This is a genomic window from Pedobacter africanus, assembly GCF_900176535.1.
Lineage (GTDB): Bacteria > Bacteroidota > Bacteroidia > Sphingobacteriales > Sphingobacteriaceae > Pedobacter > Pedobacter africanus.
The window spans coordinates 1-19,635 of the sequence record NZ_FWXT01000006.1 but is presented as its reverse complement, the minus strand read 5'-3'; the positions used below and the strand labels follow the sequence as shown (position 1 = coordinate 19,635).

19 protein-coding genes are annotated in these 19,635 nt (G+C 46.4%); 8 read left to right on the top strand and 11 right to left on the bottom strand.

The window, feature by feature from the left end:
* Positions 1-41: 41 nt before the first annotated feature.
* Positions 42-233: a DUF6266 family protein gene (locus tag B9A91_RS24620; RefSeq protein WP_084241516.1), complete on the bottom strand. Its 192-nt coding sequence runs from the start codon at positions 231-233 to the stop codon at positions 42-44.
* On the opposite strand from B9A91_RS24620, the gene B9A91_RS23500 reads away from it, so the two are divergent.
* Positions 215-469, top strand: a complete 255-nt coding sequence (locus B9A91_RS23500; protein WP_084241515.1) for a hypothetical protein — start codon at positions 215-217, stop codon at positions 467-469. The genes B9A91_RS24620 and B9A91_RS23500 overlap by 19 nt on opposite strands.
* Positions 462-740, top strand: coding sequence for a hypothetical protein (locus B9A91_RS23495; RefSeq protein ID WP_084241514.1), 279 nt, complete (start codon positions 462-464; stop codon positions 738-740). The genes B9A91_RS23500 and B9A91_RS23495 overlap by 8 nt, the downstream gene beginning before the upstream one ends.
* Here B9A91_RS23495 and B9A91_RS23490 read toward each other — a convergent pair.
* From B9A91_RS23490 to B9A91_RS23480, 3 genes are read right to left on the bottom strand one after another with little or no spacing between them, the layout of a single operon-like run.
* On the bottom strand, positions 720-953 hold the full coding sequence (locus B9A91_RS23490) for a hypothetical protein (protein ID WP_084241513.1): 234 nt from the start codon (positions 951-953) through the stop codon (positions 720-722). The genes B9A91_RS23495 and B9A91_RS23490 overlap by 21 nt on opposite strands.
* Entirely contained in the window at positions 950-2,287 is a 1,338-nt protein-coding gene (locus B9A91_RS23485) for a PepSY-associated TM helix domain-containing protein (RefSeq protein ID WP_084241512.1), read from the bottom strand. Before B9A91_RS23485 ends, B9A91_RS23490 begins: the two co-directional genes overlap by 4 nt.
* Positions 2,288-2,297: 10 nt before the next feature.
* Positions 2,298-4,736, bottom strand: coding sequence for a TonB-dependent receptor (locus tag B9A91_RS23480; RefSeq protein ID WP_084241511.1), 2,439 nt, complete (start codon positions 4,734-4,736; stop codon positions 2,298-2,300).
* A gap of 235 nt (positions 4,737-4,971) precedes the next feature.
* On the opposite strand from B9A91_RS23480, the gene B9A91_RS23475 reads away from it, so the two are divergent.
* From B9A91_RS23475 to B9A91_RS23465, 4 genes are all read left to right on the top strand, one after another.
* On the top strand, positions 4,972-5,616 hold the full coding sequence (locus B9A91_RS23475) for a DUF6266 family protein (protein WP_084241510.1): 645 nt from the start codon (positions 4,972-4,974) through the stop codon (positions 5,614-5,616).
* A 220-nt stretch (positions 5,617-5,836) separates the two neighbouring features.
* Positions 5,837-6,199, top strand: a complete 363-nt coding sequence (locus tag B9A91_RS24040) for a hypothetical protein (protein WP_144009035.1) — start codon at positions 5,837-5,839, stop codon at positions 6,197-6,199.
* A 21-nt stretch (positions 6,200-6,220) separates the two neighbouring features.
* On the top strand, positions 6,221-6,358 hold the full coding sequence (locus B9A91_RS24185) for a hypothetical protein (RefSeq protein WP_159451773.1): 138 nt from the start codon (positions 6,221-6,223) through the stop codon (positions 6,356-6,358).
* Positions 6,359-6,870: 512 nt separating this feature from the next.
* Positions 6,871-7,065, top strand: a complete 195-nt coding sequence (locus B9A91_RS23465) for a hypothetical protein (protein WP_084241509.1) — start codon at positions 6,871-6,873, stop codon at positions 7,063-7,065.
* Between the two features lie 84 nt (positions 7,066-7,149).
* Here B9A91_RS23465 and B9A91_RS23460 read toward each other — a convergent pair whose 3' ends face one another.
* Positions 7,150-7,491: a helix-turn-helix domain-containing protein gene (locus B9A91_RS23460; RefSeq protein WP_084241508.1), complete on the bottom strand. Its 342-nt coding sequence runs from the start codon at positions 7,489-7,491 to the stop codon at positions 7,150-7,152.
* A 220-nt stretch (positions 7,492-7,711) separates the two neighbouring features.
* Between B9A91_RS23460 and B9A91_RS23455 the strand changes: the two genes are divergently transcribed.
* A complete protein-coding gene (locus tag B9A91_RS23455; protein ID WP_159451772.1) occupies positions 7,712-8,440 on the top strand; it encodes a LytR/AlgR family response regulator transcription factor in 729 nt (242 codons plus the stop codon).
* Positions 8,441-8,454: 14 nt separating this feature from the next.
* On the opposite strand, the gene B9A91_RS23450 is transcribed toward B9A91_RS23455, so the two are convergent.
* From B9A91_RS23450 to B9A91_RS23440, 3 genes are all read right to left on the bottom strand, one after another.
* Positions 8,455-9,378, bottom strand: a complete 924-nt coding sequence (locus B9A91_RS23450) for a TIM barrel protein (RefSeq protein ID WP_084241506.1) — start codon at positions 9,376-9,378, stop codon at positions 8,455-8,457.
* 154 nt (positions 9,379-9,532) lie between these two features.
* Positions 9,533-10,348 (bottom strand): alpha/beta hydrolase, encoded by an 816-nt coding sequence (locus B9A91_RS23445; protein ID WP_084241505.1) that lies wholly within the window; start codon positions 10,346-10,348, stop codon positions 9,533-9,535.
* A 12-nt stretch (positions 10,349-10,360) separates the two neighbouring features.
* Entirely contained in the window at positions 10,361-11,230 is an 870-nt protein-coding gene (locus B9A91_RS23440; protein ID WP_084241504.1) for an ROK family protein, read from the bottom strand.
* A 156-nt stretch (positions 11,231-11,386) separates the two neighbouring features.
* Between B9A91_RS23440 and B9A91_RS23435 the strand changes: the two genes are divergently transcribed.
* Positions 11,387-12,481 (top strand): serine hydrolase domain-containing protein, encoded by a 1,095-nt coding sequence (locus B9A91_RS23435; protein ID WP_144009034.1) that lies wholly within the window; start codon positions 11,387-11,389, stop codon positions 12,479-12,481.
* 18 nt (positions 12,482-12,499) lie between these two features.
* Here the strand turns inward: B9A91_RS23435 and B9A91_RS23430 are convergent, their stop codons facing one another.
* The 3 genes from B9A91_RS23430 to B9A91_RS23420 form a co-directional block, all read right to left on the bottom strand.
* Positions 12,500-14,236, bottom strand: coding sequence for an OmpA family protein (locus B9A91_RS23430; protein WP_084241503.1), 1,737 nt, complete (start codon positions 14,234-14,236; stop codon positions 12,500-12,502).
* A gap of 11 nt (positions 14,237-14,247) precedes the next feature.
* Positions 14,248-15,252: a PorP/SprF family type IX secretion system membrane protein gene (locus tag B9A91_RS23425; RefSeq protein WP_084241502.1), complete on the bottom strand. Its 1,005-nt coding sequence runs from the start codon at positions 15,250-15,252 to the stop codon at positions 14,248-14,250.
* Between the two features lie 9 nt (positions 15,253-15,261).
* Positions 15,262-19,635: DUF7507 domain-containing protein (locus B9A91_RS23420; protein ID WP_144009033.1), on the bottom strand; the 4,374-nt coding region annotated here is incomplete at its 5' end.

The window sequence follows — 19,635 nt, the reverse complement described above, 5'->3', positions numbered from 1 at the left end:
TTTAATCTTTATCAAAAGCCCGGGTTTCCGGGCTTTTGGTTTTAATGAGATTGTTCTTTATACACACTGTCACTTATGGCTTTCCTGTCATCGGCCACAAAAGAAATATAACAATGCAATTGCTGATGCAAAAACTTATCGGGCAGTTCCAAAAACTCTGTACCTGCCGTTCTGCGGGCACCGCTTAGTATATAAAAAGATTTGTTAAGCGCAGGTGCATACACCAATAGCATCACCTGCGAGCGGCGATTGTAATGGTTTAGTAAGGGATGAAAGCCAGGAAGATTTTAACCGGCATGAAGTATTTGATGTGTACAGGTTGGATACTGGCGGGTATAGCCATAGCCTTTACGTGCCCAGGCATCCGAAGATGCAGTTGACAGACTTTGCCGTTCGGGGTAATTTGCTGATTGCCCTTTTTGACAGGTATCTGGTTACTTATAAATTGTCTGCCCGTAAAGGTGAATGATGAAGAAATACATATCCGTTTAGATACCCTGCTGGAACAACAGCAGGAATTATTGATGTTAGCAAGGGCAATTCACACCAGATTGCCCCCAATTGATTTACAGCCTGCCGAGGAAGAGGTATGGCTTACCAAAGAAAAAGTAATGGATTACCTCTGCATTTCTGAAAGATCGTTTTACAGAAGAAAACTGAACCCAAATTGGAAAAAACGCAAAAGCGGAGGCATATGGTACTATTTAAAAGCCTCTCTTTTACAGCAGGAGCACAATTAGCATAGCCAAGTATGCAGCTATGCCTGCAATGAGCAGGTATTTGCTGGCGCGTACAATGCCTATGCCTAGTGCCAGGGTACAACAGGCCGTTGCCCATAGCACATAACCATAATCGGCCTTTGCCAACAGGAAAATAAGGTGTACAACGGCTATATTAACTGCAATAAGCGCTGTTGGGATTAATTTATGTTGAACTAAAGCAAATGTTTTCATAGGGATGCGGTTGCAGATCTGGTTTTTAGTTTTCTTAAAATGGCGCGTACAATGGCGTAAATGATAAAGCCTGCCAGTGTACCATCTACAATGATTGCCGCAACAAAGGCCGCATGCCGGTAACCGATAAACATACTGATCAGCGCAATAACTATAAGTACCAGTAAGATCAGCACAGTATAAATAAATGTGGTTTTTAGCGGGCTTATGGTTCTTTTTTTCTTTTTATCTGTACGGTACAGGTACACCACAAAGCCGCTCACCGATAAAAACCCGCTGGTTAGGCCCAGCACTGCATACAATATTTTTAAACCCAGCCCGCCAAAGTCACCAAAGTGCAGGGCTTCCTGTACCGCATATAATTTATCGGCAAAAGCCGCCTTGGCAACCTCAAACTTGTGCAGGGGCTGATAGGATTTTTTGGAAAGCACCAGGGCATTGATATTCCTTTCGTAAATTTGCGCCTCAATACTGCCATGCACCTCTATGGTAGCAGAGCCATCTTCTGAAGCCCGCATATACCCAGGCTTCAATTCTGGAAAATGCTGTTTTACCGCCTTAAACACTTCGTCCCAATGTACAACCATGCCGGCATCTTCCTTTTTATCCATAAATATGGGTGCCTGGAAATGATCGGGCGATTTTACCCCAAACCAGCTCATAAACTTGGGCAAAAGCCCCAGCCAGGCACCTGTGCAGGCAATTACAAAATTAAATGCCAGCGCACTGATGCCCAATATTTTGTGCCAGTCTGCCATTAAAATCCTGGTATTCTTTTTCCGGATTTTAGGATAAGGCTGCTTTTTCATGAAATCGCCGTAAATGAGCAGCCCGGTAAGGGTTAATACAATAAAGGCTATACCGGCCAAACCTACCAGCTGCCTGCCCCAAAAGCCTTCGTAAAGGCGCACATGCATTTGCCGCAGGTAATTGGCCAATGAGTTTTGCCTGTCGCGGCTGCCCACAATTTCATCTTTACCGGCATCTACAAACAGAAAATGAAATTTACTGGAAGCCTTGTCTTTACCTTTTACCGCAAAACTAAAAGTGGCTACCTGCCCGGGTTTATCGGGCATATCAATAATCAAACCGCTCATTTTGGGGTAATCTTTTTTGGCCTGGGCCAATGCCCTGTCTATTTTAGGAATGGTATATGGGCTGGATGAAACCGAATAGTAGTGTTTTTGGATCATCAGGTCTATCTCTGGTATAAACACAGCCACAGCGCCGGTAAAGCACAATATACCGATGATGATGCCGGTATACAGGCCGGCCCAGTGGTGTATTTTCCAGAGCAGGTTCTGGTTCCTCTTTTCTGAACTATTCGGTTTCATTTTCTGCAAATTAGAAAGTGTAACCTATTCCAATCATAAAATTGCGGGGTGCGCCCGGGTATAAGCGGTTAAAATCGTAGCCTCCTACCCAATGGGTTTTATTGAACACATTATTAAGGTTTGCAGAGATCTTGAACTTGTCTATGCTGTAATACAAGGCCGTGCTGAACAGCGTATATTCAGGAAGTTCCAGTGCAGTGTTCAGCGTATTTCTTTTACCGGTATAATTTACACCGGCAGCTATGCCCAGCCCTTTTAAATCGGGATTAAGGAAAGTGTATTTTGTCCATAAACCGCCCTGTGCTTTTGGTGCGTTGGCGGCAAGTACCCCAATTAGCTCTGGTTTATCACTTTTAGTGGTTTCGTTTCTGCTTACCGCAAAATTGGCAGTAAGACTAAAGTTGGGCAAAATGCTGCCGTTAATGTCCAGTTCAATCCCTTTGGAACGCTGCTGGCCTATCTGGGTAAGTTCTTCGGTATTCCCCGGGTTCCCTGCGTTTACCAGTACGTTGTTTTGTTCTATGCGGTAAAATGAGATGTTGGCAGAAAGCCTTTTTTCGAAAAACTCGGTTTTGGCGCCAAACTCTACCATATTGCTGATCAGCGGATCGAACGGCCCGCCGAACCTGGCCGGATCGCCGATCTGAGCGGCGCTTTGCGGCTGGTAGCCCTCGGTATAGGTTCCATAAAAACTTGCCTGATCAAAAGGGCTATACACCAGGCCAAACCTTGGCAGGAGCGCTTTTTGCTCAATTTTCTTTTCCGTAGTTTTTTTATAGTTCAGCACATCGGTATAAAATTCCTGCCTTAAACCGATAAGTGCCTGGAATTGGCCAAAGCTGATCTGGTCTTGGATGTAAATGCCATGTTGGTAGTATTTTGCCGGATCTGTTTGTGAAGAAGCATTGACATAACCAGAGATTTCGGAAATGGAATAATCGGGGTTTACCAGATCAAAATGAGGCACATTTGGAACCGGTGCCCCATCTTTCATTACAAAAAGATTGGGTGTGTTTTTGTTGTAGTTGCCCACCGTGCCATCCAGTTTACGGTAACCTGTTGCATTGTAGTTTGAATTGCCTACCGGCGATTCGTTCTGGATGTAATCATATCCGGTAACAACTTTATGGGTTAGCGGACCAGTTTTCAGATCGGTAACGAAATAAGCAGTAATGTTGTCGCTGTAATTTTTTCCTTGCCGGCGAATGGTCTGCATTTCCATTTTGGTAGGAATGGCCACACCAGCCGCATCTACTGCGTACCGGTTAGAAGTACGGTGCTCCAGCAGATCTTCATCGTACAGGAATTTCATGTAGGAAGCGTTGAAGGTTACGTTTTTGCTGATCTTTCTTTGCAATGAGGTGGTTACATATAGGTTCAGTTCATTTTCAAAATCATTCCTTTTTCCTAATGCAAAAGATATTGGCGTAGAGTTAAGGTTGGTTCCGGCCGTTGCACCAAATATGGGCTGCCCCCTATCCAGGCGGCTCTTGGTTTTAGAGTATACAAAATCAAAGTTTACCTGTGTCTTTTCATCCGGGATAAACGAAATGGAAGGCGCAATCACAATGTCTTCGCCGCCCTGCAACACGCGGAAGGATTCTGCATTCTGATAAGCCAGGTTTAAACGGTAAAGCAGGGTCTTTGATTCGTTCATTGGCCCGGTAAAATCGGCCATCAGCCGATTGGTGTTCCAGCTGCCGGTTGCAAAATTGATGGATTTACGGGCCTCGTCTAAAGGCTTTTTGGTTACTGTATTTACTATACCTCCGGGATCTGCATTGGCAAAAAGGGCCGAAGCCGGGCCTTTGATAACTTCTATACGTTCAACATTTGGGAGTAATGGCTGGCTCCAGCTGCTGGTAGGGGTTCGCAGGCCGTTAATCAGTGCGTTGCCCGAACGGAAACCGCGTAAAGAAATGTCGTTGTTATAATAAGAAAAATGGGTTGCACCGCTGATGTTTTTGATGATATCGCTGGCCTTAAATGCAAGCTGATCGTCTATAACCTCTTTGGTTACATAGCTGATAGACTGAGGTACGTACCGCAGCGCGGTTTCTGTTTTTGTTCCGGAAAAAGATTTGGTGTTTTTGTAGGCCTGTTCCTTCCGTCCGGTAATTTCTACCCCCTGCAAATTGTTGTCTTTGTCTTGAAGTATCACATTAAACTGTGTTTTACCAGCCTGCAGGTTAAACCGGGTATTGCGGGTTTCGTAGCCAATATAAGAACTGGTAAAATTATAGGTTCCGGGTGCCAGATCAGTAAATTCAAAAGCGCCGTCCTGATCGGTAAACTGTACCAGTTTTTTTTCGACCAGTTTAATGGTAGCTCCTGGTATGGGTTTGTTGTTTTTATCGGTTATTTTACCATTTAAGGTAAGCTGCGCAAAGGCAGTTGGGGAAGACAGGAGAAAAACTATCAGCGAGAGCGCAATGTAGAATATTCTCATATAATATTTATTTAGATTGATTAAAAATAATGGTCAAATATAGGAAGAGTTTTGATACTGGCAATACCAGAAATAAAAAAGCGAGGTATTACTGCCAAACCTTGCCAATTTTCTGCCAATCCCTGCCATAATGCTTTGCCAGCTAGAAGCTTAATAATGATGTATTTACGTTTGCCTTGTCTACTTGCAAGGATGACTAGTTAACAGATTTATTAATTTTTAAAACCTATGAAAAATGGGAAAATTATCGAGAGGATTCCTTGGCGGATTCCAGGGGCAGATGGGCACAGGTTATGGCTGCTTTTGGCGCCAGATGGATTTAATTAAGGCCATGCCGCGCAAAGTGAAGCGCCCCCCTACTGCGGCGCAGTTACCCGTACAGTTGAAGTTTACACTGATGACCTCCTTTTTAAAAAGGCTGGGTAGGGTTGTAAAGGTTGGTTTCCAGAACGCAGCAAGCAATCAATCGGGCATGAATGCAGCTGTAAAGTACAACATTGAAAAGGCCATTACGGGTACATCGCCAAACTTTACCATCAATTTTGCCGAATTGAAGTTTAGTGATGGCACTTTGCCCGAAGCACTGGGCGCCAACGTAGTAGTTGACACCCCGGCAACTGTAAAGTACAGCTGGGCCAGTGCACCTGTAGGGTTCGAAAATGGTGAACCTACAGATAAGGCTACGTTTGTGGTTTATAACCCCGATAAAGACAAGTTTGTGATCTTGAGCGGGGTAATAGCGCGATCGGCTTTGGCGTATAACCTATCGGTACTACCCGATTGGGCTGGCGATGAAGTGCATTGTTATATGAGTATGACAAGTGCTGATGGCAAGCTGGTTGGTAACAGCCAGTACTTAGGGCCGTTTACTTTGTTGTAATAGGAAATTAAGCATATCTCTTCTGCGACTGGAATCTTTTGCCCCGCTACGCTTAATGGCAAAAGTTCCTAGGTCGCGTCAGAGAATGCAAAGTTTCTGGTTACTACACAAAGTAATACTGCGTTCCTCCTGTAAACTGGCTGTTTGCAACCAGCTGTAAAGGGGGTTATAGGGGCTGTTTTGGCGGCAGCCCCTGTTTTTAAACTTAAAATAAGATTTTATGAGAACATTGAGTTTAAAAATGCCGGCAAAAAGCCGGATTGAGCAGTACTTGTTAATGGTTATTGGACTGTTGTTATGGTTTACCGCACCAAAGCTGATGCAATTTGCTGATGAGACCACAGGTGTGATAGATCAGAGCATATGGCTGCTGGTATTGCTGGCCGCCCTTAGCTTTATGTTAATGACAGGTTTATGCTGGTGGCTGCTACAGCGTTTTTGGCTGTACATGGGTTTGCCCGAACTGAACGTATTGATTATGGACTTCAAACAAATGGAATTATGGCAACAGTTAAGTTTTTGGTTGGCTTCATTTGCCTTGCTGTTATTGGCGGGAATTGGGGCACTGGTAGCGGTATTGTAAAACAAAAGGAGGAATCAGTTTATGAAAACATTATTAGAATCGCCCGAAAAGAAATCGGGGTGGTTGAGCGAACTGGCAAAAACGATGGACAGAGAATTGCTGAGTATCTTCGTTACTGTAATATTGGAACGCCTGCGCCGTACTGCGCGGCGTTTGTGAGTTGGGTTTTCGGGCAAGCTGGTTACTCACAGCCCAGAACGGCCTGGTCTCCGGCACTGTTTCAGAGCTCTCGTTTAACAAGGGAGCCAAAGCCCGGAATAGTATATGGCCTCTACTACCCTAGCCTGGACCGCATTGGGCATTGTGGGTTAATTGAAAATCTGCAGGGAGATTTTTTGCAGGGAATTGAAGCAAACACGAATGTAGCCGGAAGCCGAAATGGTGATGGGGTGTGGCGAAAAATCCGGCATAAAAGAACCATTCATCGCTATGCTAATTGGCTAAAATAGTGACAGGGTGCTCAATTGAGCGCCCTTGTTTATAAAGGCCTAGCCAATACCTGGACAGAGCTGAGAAAACAAAGATTATTGTTTTAATTCACAAAATTCTGATAAAGAATACAAAATAATTAATCATAAAGTATATTTATTTACATTATTAAAAACATAAAATTTCATTATAATTAAAAATAAATTTATATTATAAAATCAACTTATTACGTTTGTACAGCTATGGGAACAATTACAAAATTTAAAGTAGAAAACGATCCGTTTTATCAGGATGGGATTAAACAAGGAGTTAAACAAGGAGTCTTCAAAAAAAACCACGATTTCGTTGAAAACCTGATCGTAAAACTTGGATTGTCTGATGAACAGGTTACGGATGTTGCCGATGTGTCTGTAGCTTTTGTTAAAAAAAGTACGTGAAGAGTTGAATTTGAAAAAAACACAAGAGGGCCGCTAAACCGGCCCTCTTGTGTTTTCCCCTAATCCCGGCCAACAGCCAGGTTCTTACACTGGTAAGGCATCCATCTGACCGGCAAGCTGCAGCAAGGCGCAAGACCCAAGGCTGCACCACAACAAACATTTGTTAATGGCGTCCTTTACTGCCATTGCGATCAGCTCTCGCTTTGCCGGCCTAAACTTAAAATCGCAACCTCCATCCTGCGTGTAGACGTAGCTCTGCTTATGGTGGTCAAACCATATTGGAGCCGCACAATCCTGTCGCATTTTCCTGATAATGTACTTTACCTGCCTGGAAGAGATCCCCAATTTTTCGGCCAGCATATCAACCGGACCAGTGTTCTGAAGGCAAATCAACTCGTTGAGCCTTTGAAAGAGTGTTAAATTCATAAGAGAATTAATTTAGTTTATAAATGATTATGTAATTGCCCCAGCAATTACATAACGTAGTTAAGCAAGTTTTTAGAATAAAGAGCAGGCCTTATACGAAAGGCCGACTTGCAGGGACATAAGACCGACTTGCCGATACGAAAAGAAAATTAAGCCATTGTAGTTTACTTTATATTTAATGCTAAATTCCGGGGGGGGACTTACTATCTATTGCCAAATAATGAATTACAGATGTATTATAATTGACGACGAAGCTCACTTTACTGATTTAATGCAGGAGTACATCTCCGAAATACCACAGTTAAAACTGATCAGGATATTTCATGATCCGGTAAGGGCCATAGCAGAAACCTCTGAAAATGACCAGATAGACATTGTTTTTCTGGACATCAATATGCCCGGACTTTCCGGAATTGAACTTGCACCACATTTAAAACAGATTTGCCGCCACATTGTATTCATCACTTCGCATTCACAATACGCAGTAAAAGCTTTTGACCTCGATACCGATGATTTTTTATTTAAACCGTTCCGGCTGGAAAGGTTACAGCAAACCCTGAAAAAAATAGCTGGCAAAGCACAACTACAAGCCAGCAATGTCAAAAAAGAGAACAGCACTTTTTTCTACATCAAAATTTCGGGCGCACAATCCAGGTATATAAAATTTCTATACAATGAAATCATCGCCTTCGAAAGCGACAAAAACTACATTAAAATTTACGCCACGAATGAATATCACCGCATTTACATGAGCCTGCATGATGTAGAAAACAAGTTGGCCGGCAGAGACGATTTTATACGTGTACACAGGTCTTTTATCATCTCCAAGGAATTCATAGAACAGGTAGAGACCAACACGGTGATTATGAAAAAAAATGGGCTAAAGGTAGTTATTGGCAAACAATACCGGGAAGCTTTTTTTGCCTACCTGGAAAACCACCGCTTTTAAAAAAACAGGGAATTTTATTTCCCCTGTTTAAATACTTTTTCCAGCAATGCCTTGGTTTTCCTGATGCCCTCATCTTCCAATTCAACAGACCCCCCCGAATACTCGATGCCAACAATGCCGCTCCATTTTGCAGCCCTGATGATGCTGAACATGCGGCTGTAATCAATGTCGCTTTCCTCGCCATCGGCATTGAATTTCATAGCTTTGGCACTTACCCCTTTGGCAAAAGGCATCATCTCCTGAACGCCCAGGTATTTATCGTACTCCTTGCCATTGCCAAGGCCAAAGTTACCGAAATCGGGCAGCGTACCACAAAACGGACTGTTTACCTCTTTTATTACCGCACTTAGCCATTTACCATCTGATGAATAACCCCCATGGTTTTCTACAATGACATTGATCTTGTGCTTTTTTCCATATTCCGTTAAGCGGCCCAGGCCATCAATGGCAGCGGCTTTAACTTCTTCGGCAGTGCCCTTGCCTGCAGCATTTACACGTATGGTTTTACAGCCCAGGTATTTGGCGGCCTCTACCCACTTGTAGTGGTTCTCTACCGCGGTAAGCCTGGCCTTGCTGTCCAGATCGCCCAGGTTCCCCTCGCGGTCTACCATGATCAGGTGGTTTTGGATTCCTTCCGAATCTGTACGGTTCTTTAACTCTTTGAGGTAAGCCGGGTCTTTTTCCTTACCGTCAAAAAACACACTTACGTACTCTACAATATCAATCCCAAAGTCCTTTTTTGCCTTCAGGGGGAATTCAAGGTTATTGAGCTTTTTGGCAAACAGGGTGTTGTGCAGCGACCATTCGGCCAGGGAAATCTGGAAAGTCTCTTTTTTACCTATACTGAAGGATTCCAGGGGCAATAACGAAGCCAGACCTGCACCTGCCGTTAACATCCCTAAATCTTTAATAAAATCTCTGCGGTTCTTTGTTTTCATAAGTGTTTGTTTTTGATTGCGGTTAATAATGATTGCGTTTAATAAACTATAAGGGGTATTCAGAAGAAAATATACCTTCTTTGACGAGGCCTAGGATTCATTTTTTTCTTCCCTAAGGAAGAAAAAATTTATTCCAGCCTCAGAAGAGAACGGTTTATTTCCTAAAAAAATCACTAAAATAAAGCAGCTGGTATTTTATGGCATTGGACCAATATTCCCAGTTGTGCGTACCTGGCCTGATGATAAAGTCATGCGGAATGTTATTGTACTGCAATTCCTCATGAAGTTTCATATTCACAGTGTAAAAGAAATCCTCTTTACCACAATCAATAATGAGTGCCAAACGCTTGGGTACCAGTAAATGGGTCATGTTAACAATGGTATTCTCTTTCCAGCGTTGCGGAAACTGGCTATAGCTGCCCAGGCGCTCGGCAATGTTCCAGTTCGAGGCAAAGGGCGTAAAATCTACCCCTCCGCTCATGCTGCCCGCAGCACCAAATACATCCTGATGCTTAAAAGAGAGGTATAGTGCGCCATGACCACCCATGCTCAGGCCCGTAATGGCCCTTCCTTTGCGGTCTTTTATGGTTTTGTAACGGCTGTCTATCCAGTTTACCAGCTCGGTAGCCACATAAGTCTCGTACTTCCAGGCCGAGTCTACCGGGCTGTCGAAATACCAGCTGGACACATTACCGTCAGCACACACCAGAATGGTCTGGTATAAATCTGCATATTCAGCAAGTGCAGGCACCCGGGTAATCCAGTTGGCATAATTGCCACCTGCCCCGTGCAAAATATACACTACAGGATAGCTTTTACCTTCGCTGTACTTGTCGGGTGTAACCACTACAGCCTTAATGTTTTTCTTCATCGATGCACTGTAGGTTTGCACCGTATCTACCTTAGCAGCAAAAGTTAGCTGTGTGCCAAACAGCAAAAAAAGGCAACATACAAATAAAGATCTGCTCATTTTTTAAAACGATTATTGATTTGACCATATGCATGCAGCGCCTACCAGGGCTGCACTTTCCCACATCTTGGTTTGATTAATGACTACATTTTTATTGACGATGAGCTGCTCCAAACGCGGCATAAAATGGTCCCAGGTGCGGGCAATATTGCCCCCTATAATCAGCACTTCAGGATCTTCATCGGCAATGAAATCATTGATAAAGCTAGCCAGGTTGGTTGCAAATTCGTCAAATATCTGGTCCTTTAAGCCCGGCTCAGCGGCAGCCAAAAGTTCTTCCACATTTTTAAGCTCATGCCCGGTAAGCTCATGATACCTGCCCAAAAACCACCTGGTAGAAAGGTATTCCTCGGCATGTTGGTCCAGAAAAGGCAGTGCTGCCCGGTTTACATCTACAACATCGCCCTTGCAATTACTGGCCGAGCCCAGGCCCGTACCTAAGGTAATACCGATTGCTTTTTGCTTACCTGCCGCTGCACCAGCTGCAAGTTCGCCCCCCAGGAAAGCCTCGGCATCGTTGATAAAAATGATGTGGTTGCGCGGAATGTCCAGGCGTTCTGACAGCACTTTACCTACATCGATACCATACAGGGAATCATATTTCTTTACATTTTTAAACAAGGCTATGCCCTCCTTATAATTAAAAGGGCCTGGCATAGCAATGCCTATTTTGATTTCTGTGGCAGAAAAGCCTTTTATTAAAGGCAGTAAGGCTGCTGTCCAGGCATCAAAAATAACCTGGGCACTGTCTTTAGATGCCACACGCTCGCGCTTCAAGCTCTCTGTTATTACGCTGAAAGCCGTACAATCTACCTGTGCAGCGGTAATGTGCGAACCGCCAATGTCTACCCCGATAAAGGGTACCTGTTTGTTTAAAGCCATGAATAGTTAAATCTGGTTCTCTTTTCAAATAAAGCTAATTAAACTGCTTTATTAAAATGTTTTACCAGATTTTTTAAAATTTTAATTAATGCTTTATTCCACCATTGTAACATCCTGCTCCCCTGCTGGGTCTAATCAACAGCTATCCCCATAAATATGATCAGATATAAGACCCTATGCAGCCTGCTATTAATATCAGTTTTTATTTTTAGCATCTCGTATACCGCTTCTGCCCAAAGCCTTGAAGCTAAAATAGACAGCCTGATACGAAAGGATTTTGCTGGAAATGACGGCCCCGGCGGCGTTTTTATGGTAGCGCAGCATGGCAAACCTGTTTATGAAAAAGCATTTGGTAAGGCCAACCTGGAGCTGAATGCGGCTATGGCACCTGAGCATGTGTTCCAGCTGGGTTCTATGACCAAGCAGTTTACTGCCATAGCTATACTGATGCTGGAGGAGCAGGGAAAATTGGCAGTAAGCGATCCCCTTTCAAAGTATGTACCTGATTATCCGCAGGGGGATAAAATAACACTGCACCATTTACTGACACATACATCAGGCATCAGGGATTTCACAAAGATGAAGTCTTTGCCAGAGATTGCCCAGAAAGACATGACGCCCAGGATGATGGTTGATTTCTTTAAAAACGAGAAGGTTGATTTTTTACCCGGGGAGAAGTTTGAGTACAACAATTCCGGTTATGTATTACTGGGCTATATCATTGAGCTGGTTTCGGGGGGAACGTATGAAGATTTTATAAACAAACAGATTTTCGAGAAGGCAGGCATGAAACAATCCTGCTATGCAAGCGACAGGAAAGTAATCCTTAACAGGGCTTACGGGTACCACAAGAAAACAACAGGTTATGTAAATAAAACGACAATCAGTTTTAGCGTTCCTTTTGCTTCGGGTGCACTGATGTCGACCTCCGAGGATCTGCTTAAATGGCAGGAGGCATTAAACAAGCATTTACTGCTTAGTGAACAAGAAACCAGGAAGGCTTTTAGCAGGTACAGATTAAACAACGGCGAGGAATTTACCTATGGTTACGGCTGGCACCTTAAAACATTAAATGGCAGGGCAACGCGCGAACATGGAGGCAGTATTTTTGGGTTTAAAACCATGGGCATCTATATCCCTGAGGAGGATATATATGTTGTAGGCCTGAGTAACTGCGATTGCAATTCGCCTACGAAATTAACCACTGACATTGCAGCTTTGGCCCTTAAAGCATTAGGTAAAGAAAAGTAAGGGGCAATAAGCCGCTCCTTACTTTGTTTTAGTAACCTTAAACTCCGTTCTCCTGTTGGCCTGATGTTCGGCTTCGCTGCATTTAACCCCATTGCTACAGCTGTTCACCAGCATCGTTTCCCCATATCCCCTGGCACTAAGCCTGCCGCGTTCAATACCTTTACTGATGAGGTAGGCCACTGCCGATTCGGCCCTGCGCTGAGACAGGCGGAGGTTATAATCATCGTTACCCCTGCTGTCGGTATGCGAGCCGAGTTCGATGTGCATTGCCGGATGTTCATTTAATATGGTGACCAGCTTATCCAGCTCTTTTGCGGCATCAAGCCTGATGTTTGATTTGTCAAAGTCGTAATAAATGTCTTTCAGCACATAGGTCTTCCCTACTTCATATTTTATGGTATCTACCGGTTTTTGAGGCTCAGGCTTAACCACTTTGGGAGCTTTGTAGCTAAAGCTGTAAATGTCATCATCTCCCAGCCCTCCCCTGCGGTTGGAAGAAAGGTAGCCGGTAAGGCCATCGGCTGTGCTGAAGTAAAAGTCATCGTAGGTGGTATTTACAGGATATTTCAGGTTCAGCGGGACCGACCAGCTGGCTTTTTCTCCTGTGCTGGTATAGATATCATAGCCACCCATGCCCGTTTTTCCTTTTGATGAATAATACAATTCGCCCTGCGCCCCTATGGTAGGGAAAGATTCTTCTTCGGCGGTATTGATGGCCGGACCGCAGTTTAAAGGTTTGCCCCAGCTGCCATCGGGCTGTTTTTCAGTAAACCAGATGTCTGTTTTGCCCATTCCGCCCGGCATATCGGAAGTAAAATACAACACATTACCATTTTTGGCCAAGGCAGCATTGCCCAGCGAATAGGCCTTTACATTGTTGTAAGGAAAGTCTTTGAGGTAGCCCCAGCGCCCATCTGTTTTAACGGCAATGATCAGCTCCAGCCTGCGTGTATACAGGCGTTCATCGTTTTTGCGGAGCCGCTGATCTACCGGCAGGGTATTGGCATAGGCGCGCGTGGCAATGGTTACGTAGGCGGTATCTTCGGTGGAGTTGAGCACCATAGGCCCAACATGGTAGTCGGTAATAAAAGAAGAGTAGGCTTTGCGGAGTACCGGCAGCTCGTTGATCACCTTACCGTCCGGACTGGCAGAAAAGAGCTTGAGCCATGGGTTGCCGTTCCAGCGGTAAATGTCGTTGTATTTCAGCAGGCTGTCTGCAGGCCGCTCGGAAGTAAAAACCAGTGCGCGGGCCAGGCCATAGCCCAAGCCCCAATCGGCATACTTGCTGTTCAGCGCCTTTGCATTGTTTACGGTATACCGGCTGGGCTGGTTTAGCCATACTGCAGCGCTATCGCAGGAAGCTGTTTTTAAGGCCACTTCTGCAGCTGCACCGCCCCTGGCCCCATAGGTTTGATAGGCCGCTTTGGCTGCTTCAAACTTCTGGTTGCTCAGTAACGCTTCGGCATAATAATAGTGCGTAAGCAGCTCTGCTTTGGGGTCTGCAACAGCAAGGGCGTACCACTTCTCGGCAGCTTCATAGTTGTTCATTTTGCGGTAGCAGGTGGCCAGCCTTTCCAGCAGCTTTACGTCAGGGTTCTTTTTAAGGGCCAGACTACTATATAGCCTTGCCGCATTGTAATACTGGTAACGGTTAAAGAGCAGATCGGCCTGCTGCCTTTTGTTCAGCTGCTCCTGTGCCTGGGCAAGGCTGCCCAGCATAAGGATGATGATATGGAGAATGAGGATTCTTTTCATGGTTTTCCGGCTTAAAAATAACGTGGGCTCAATGCCCTTTCTTTTTTGCCCTGCAGGCTAAAGCTTACCGAAATCTCGTGCGAGCCTTGCTGGTAGTTAGACAGCTTGCTGGTGGTATAATCGTAAGAGTAGCCTACCCTGAAGCGGGGGTTGATAAAGACCTCTACAATACCCGAAATGGCATCGTTCTGATCCAGCCCGTTCTGCAGATTAGTCTTGTTCCAAAGCTTAAGCCCGGTACGGTAAGACGCCCCCAGCCATACTATTTTATTGATGAGCAAGTAAGCGTTGAGGTCCAGATTGGTTGGGCCTTTAAAATCCTCCTTGATCATAAAGGTTGGTTTCAGGTCAAACGACTCCGACAAAGGCAGCATTACCCCACCGGTTAAATAAAGGTGCCGTACCTGTTTAATGATGCTGTAGTTATCGGTCGTGACCATATTACGGCCGGTGGTGAGGAGGTCTACCGCCGAGGCCCCGATATAGAACTTAGGCGTATAGAAGTAGATCCCAAAGCGCAGGTCGGGCGAGAGCTTGCTCTGGTTGCCCACAGGTACAGTGCCATCGCCCGGATCGGTGGCAATGAACTTAGACCCGTCCAGGTTGTACTGCGTGGCGCCAAAAGCAAGGCCAAAACACAGGCGTTTGGTGTCGTCTTCATCTATGCGCAGGCGGTAGGCATAATTGGCATATACCGATGAAGTATTCTGCGGGCCCAGCCTGTCGGTTGTTGCAATCAACCCCAGCCCTACTTTTTTGTCGGGGTTGCGGGTAAGCCCGTCTACCGATGCCGTACCGGTGCGCGGCGCCCCGTCTATGCCCACCCATTGCGAGCGGAAACTCAGGTTTACGGTAAGGTCTTCCTTATAACCTGCATAGGCCGGGTTAACGGCCAGTCCGTTAAACACATATTGGCTAAACTGTATGGTTTGCTGCGCCATTACAGCGGTTGTGCCAAATACATTTATACTTAAAAGGAGCACAAACAGTACACTATGTCTTTTTAAATCTTTCATATCTTCTCCTTACCTTTTAATAAACAGCCATCCTTTAAATACCGTAACAGTACCCGATTTTTCTTTACGGTTAACCAGGTAGTAATAGGTGCCTTCGTTAAGCTGGCTGCCGTCCCAGTCGTTCGTGTAGTTGTTACTTCTGTATACCTCATTGCCCCATCGGTTAAACACCAGCACCTGGGTACCCGGATAGTTTTCCAGTCCCTTGATTTTGAAGGTATCGTTGTCGCCGTCGTTGTTTGGCGTAATGATGTTAGGGATCACAAAGTCGGATACAGCTACCACTGTTTCAACCGTATTGCTCAATACTTCCGGTAAACCCTCTGAAGGTACAGCACTGGCGGTGTTCACAATTTTACCAGTAAAGGATTTTAATACCGTACCGGTAATGGTTAATGTAACCTTATTGCCAGGCCCGGCAGGCAGGTCGGCCAGTATGCTTACACTGTTGCCGCTTCCGCTGGCCCCGCTCAGTACTTTGGCCTCACCTGTGGCATTGCTTGTCCAGCTTGCATTAACCAGCTCATTGCTCAGCCTGTCATTTATAGCTAAGGCCAGTGCATCGCCTATACCATTGTTGCTCACTTCTACAAGGTATGTGACAAGGTCACCGGATTTAGCGGTTTGCGGGCCTGTTTTGGTAATGGCCAGCACAGGTTTCCGGCTTACCTGCGTTTCTACAGGGGCTGTGGTAACTACCGGGCTACCCGGTACAGCTGTTGTAAGCGTGGCTACATTTAGCAGTTTGCCGCTAAAAGAGGCATCTGTTTTACCGGTTATGGTTACTGTTATGCCAGCACCTGCCGGAATATTGGCCCTGAGCTGAACATCATTTACATTTCCGCTTGCGCCCGAACTGATGACCGCCCCGCCATTTACCACACTGCCCCAGTTTACAGACTTCAGCTCTGCAGGTACCAGGTCCCTTATGGTAACGCCTGTTGCATCAGCTACCCCCCTGTTGTCTATTTGAAGGGTATATACAATGTTTTCGGCCGCAGCGGCATTTGAAGGGCCGGATTTGAGCAGGGTTAAACTTGCATTGTTTACATTGGTACTGGTTGGCAGGTCATTGTCTTCGGCCGTTCCGGAAATATCTGTTAGCACCTGGGCCGACAAGGTTAATGCCCTCACTGTAGCGGTATTGGTTACTATTCCGGCATTATTATCGGCCGGAGTAACGTTGTACAGCTCCGTTACATTAACAGCAGCACCCGGTACAAGCGCCGTTCCCACATTTACCGGCCTGTTGCTAATTCCTAGTTTTGCGTCGGTTAAGGTTACATTATGCAACGATACATTACCTGTATTTTTAATGGTAAAGGTATAGCTGATGGTGTTGCCAGTAAGTACCGCTGTTTTGACCAGTGTAAGCATCGCTTTTGTGCCAATCAGGCTGGTAGTAGAATCACCCGAAAGCGTGGTAGCCGGATCGTCTGACCGGAGGATGGGCAGGGCTGTGCGATTTGGTAGCGCACCACTTATGCTCGCCTGATTTTTGAACAGCCCTGCATCTACATCAGACTGGCTCAGCGTATGTCTGGCAGTTATGGTAGCTGATGCATTCGGCGCCAGTGTACTCACAATAGCCGGGTTAATGCTGCCTGCATCTGCTCCGGCATCTGTTATCCTGAGGTTATTCAAGGTGGCGTTGCCCGTATTGGTAAGCACCATCCTGTAATTGATCACATCGCCCGATTTACCTGCAGTATTGATGGCAGCTTTGGTAAAGTTTAACGACCCGATTTGTATGAGCGCAGTTACGGTAGGGTCGCTTGCAGCAGAGCTGGCCGGATCGTCTGAAAATAAGGCCGCCAATGGTGTTCCTGCAGGTGTATTTGCGGTTACCCTGGCCTGGTTGCTGTAAAATCCGTTGTCTATATCTTGCTGCGTTAGCGTATGCCTGGCCGCAACAGCTATACTGTCTTTTGGCGCCAGGCTGGCAATGGTACCAGGCGCAATGCTGCCCGCATCAGCTCCCGGATCTGTTACCGCAATAGCAGACAAAGTTACATTGCCGGTATTGGTTAGCAGCAACCTGTAACTGATTACCTCTCCTGCCTTGGTGCCTATGTGGTCTGCAACTTTGCTGAACCGCATCGATGCTGATGCTGCAATGCCAATTACCGTTGCATCTCCCGGGGCAGGGGTGGCAGGGTCGTCTGACGATACCGGAGGCAGGGCAGTACCACCAAAGGTTGTGGCGGTTGCACTGGCCTGGTTACTGTAACGGCCTGCATTTACCTCGGCCTGGCTAAGTGTATGACTTGCTGTTAGGGTTGCCGAAGCGCCAGGGGCCAGCGCTGCAATGCTGGCAGGTAAAATACTGCCCGCGTCTGCCCCTGCATCTGTTACCACAATATTAGCCAGGGTTACATTTCCTGTATTGGTAACCAAAAGGGTATAGTTTATGACATCTCCTGCCCGGCTGCCCGTATTATTGGCCGCCTTGGTTAGGGTTAATGAGCCGTTCCTGGCAATAGAGATTACGGTAGGATCTTCAGAGCCTGGAGTAGCCGGGTCATCTGAACTTACCGGAGGCATGGTTATGCCACCAGGAGTAAGCGCAGTTACGCGGGCCTGGTTGCTGTAGCTGCCCGCATTTACCTCGGCCTGGCTTAAAGTATGCCTGGCCTTTACTGTAATGCTGGCACCAGGGGCCAAACTGGCAATTGAAGCAGGGCTGATGCTGCCTGCATCTGCGCCCGCATCAGTCAAGGCAACATTGCTTAAAGTTACATTGCCTGTATTGCTCACCACCAAAGTATAATTGATCACATCGCCTGCCTTACTGCCTGTGTTGTCGGCTATCTTCGTTAAAGCCATCCGGGCATCAGCAGCTATAAGGCTAAGGGTCGCATCGTTAGGGGCCGGGGTATTTGGATTATCCGAAAGTATCGGTGTAAGCGTTGTTCCGCCAGGAGTGCTACCCAGCACGCGGGCCTGGTTGCTGTAGCTGCCTGCATTTACCTCGGCCTGGCTTAAGGTATGGCTGGCCGTTACAGTAACCATAGCACCCGGAGCAAGGCTGGCTATAGCCGCAGGGCTAATGCTGCCCGCATCTGCGCCCGCATCTGTCACCGTAACATTGCTTAAAGTTACATTGCCCGTATTGCTCAGCATCATACTATAATTGAGCACATCGCCTGCTTTGCTGCCTGTATTGGTAGCAACCTTGCTCAGGCTTAGGCCTGCATTGGCCGCAATAGCAATTACTGTAGGGTCTGCAGTACCCGGCTTGCCCGGATCATCTGAAAGTACAGGTGTAAGCCTTGTTCCACCAGGAGTGGTGGCCGCTACGCTGGCCTGGTTGCTGTAGCTGCCCGCATTTATTTCGGCCTGGCTTAAGGTATGGCTGGCCGTTATCGTGGCACTGGCGCCAGGCGCCAGGCTGGTTATAACCGCAGGGCTGATGCTGCCTGCATCTGCGCCCGCATCACTTACCGTAACGTTGCTTAAAGTTACATTGCCCGTATTGCTAACCACCATACTGTAATTGATCACATCGCCTGCCTTACTGCCTGTATTGCTGGCAACCTTTGTTAAATTAAGTTGTGCAGCAGGCGCAATTAAAATTACTGTAGCATCATCAGGTGCAGGTGTGGCCGGGTTATCAGAAACCACGGCATTCAATACCGATCCGTCTGGCATTTTACCTTTTGCACCTGCCTGGTTAGCATAGTTTCCGGCATCTACATCGGCCTGGGTTAAAGTATAGCTGGCCGTAACCGTAGCACTTGCATTTGGTGCCAGGCTGGCTATGGTTGCCGGATTCACACTTCCGGCATCAGCACCGGCATCATCAACATGAATGTCGGTTAAGGTTACGTTTCCGGTATTTTTAACCACCAATGTGTAATTGATTACATCGCCTGCCTTATTCCCGGTATTGCCTGCGGCTTTGCTTAGGCTCAGACTTCCCCTCGGCAAAATGGTAATGTGCGTGGCATCCTGAACAGCAGTCGTATTCGGATCATCCGAAAGTACAGGTGTAAGCGTTGTTCCGCCAGGAGTGCTACCCAGCACGCTGGCCTGGTTGCTGTAGCTGCCTGCATTTACCTCGGCCTGGCTTAAGGTATGGCTGGCCGTTACCGTGGCGCTAGCGCCCGGAGCAAGGCTGGCTATAGCCGCAGGGCTAATGCTGCCCGCATCTGCGCCCGCATCACTTACCGTAACATTGCTTAAAGTTACATTGCCCGTATTGCTCAGCACCATACTGTAATTGATCACATCGCCTGCCTTGCTGCCTGTATTGGTGGCAACCTTGCTCAGGCTTAGGCCTGCATTGGCAGCAATAGCAATTACTGTAGGATCTGCAGTACCTGGCTTGGCAGGATCATCTGAAAGTACCGGTGTAAGGCCTGTACCACCAGGAGTGGTGGC

Bases quoted from the DNA above. Each gene is read 5' to 3' on its own strand.
- B9A91_RS24620 (WP_084241516.1), bottom strand. From the start codon at position 233: ATGCTATTGGTGTATGCACCTGCGCTTAACAAATCTTTTTATATACTA.
- B9A91_RS23490 (WP_084241513.1), bottom strand. From the start codon at position 953: ATGAAAACATTTGCTTTAGTTCAACATAAATTAATCCCAACAGCGCTT.
- B9A91_RS23485 (WP_084241512.1), bottom strand. From the start codon at position 2,287: ATGAAACCGAATAGTTCAGAAAAGAGGAACCAGAACCTGCTCTGGAAA.
- B9A91_RS23480 (WP_084241511.1), bottom strand. From the start codon at position 4,736: ATGAGAATATTCTACATTGCGCTCTCGCTGATAGTTTTTCTCCTGTCT.
- B9A91_RS23475 (WP_084241510.1), top strand. From the start codon at position 4,972: ATGGGAAAATTATCGAGAGGATTCCTTGGCGGATTCCAGGGGCAGATG.
- B9A91_RS24040 (WP_144009035.1), top strand. From the start codon at position 5,837: ATGAGAACATTGAGTTTAAAAATGCCGGCAAAAAGCCGGATTGAGCAG.
- B9A91_RS24185 (WP_159451773.1), top strand. From the start codon at position 6,221: ATGAAAACATTATTAGAATCGCCCGAAAAGAAATCGGGGTGGTTGAGC.
- B9A91_RS23465 (WP_084241509.1), top strand. From the start codon at position 6,871: ATGGGAACAATTACAAAATTTAAAGTAGAAAACGATCCGTTTTATCAG.
- B9A91_RS23460 (WP_084241508.1), bottom strand. From the start codon at position 7,491: ATGAATTTAACACTCTTTCAAAGGCTCAACGAGTTGATTTGCCTTCAG.
- B9A91_RS23455 (WP_159451772.1), top strand. From the start codon at position 7,712: ATGAATTACAGATGTATTATAATTGACGACGAAGCTCACTTTACTGAT.
- B9A91_RS23450 (WP_084241506.1), bottom strand. From the start codon at position 9,378: ATGAAAACAAAGAACCGCAGAGATTTTATTAAAGATTTAGGGATGTTA.
- B9A91_RS23445 (WP_084241505.1), bottom strand. From the start codon at position 10,348: ATGAGCAGATCTTTATTTGTATGTTGCCTTTTTTTGCTGTTTGGCACA.
- B9A91_RS23440 (WP_084241504.1), bottom strand. From the start codon at position 11,230: ATGGCTTTAAACAAACAGGTACCCTTTATCGGGGTAGACATTGGCGGT.
- B9A91_RS23435 (WP_144009034.1), top strand. From the start codon at position 11,387: ATGATCAGATATAAGACCCTATGCAGCCTGCTATTAATATCAGTTTTT.
- B9A91_RS23430 (WP_084241503.1), bottom strand. From the start codon at position 14,236: ATGAAAAGAATCCTCATTCTCCATATCATCATCCTTATGCTGGGCAGC.
- B9A91_RS23425 (WP_084241502.1), bottom strand. From the start codon at position 15,252: ATGAAAGATTTAAAAAGACATAGTGTACTGTTTGTGCTCCTTTTAAGT.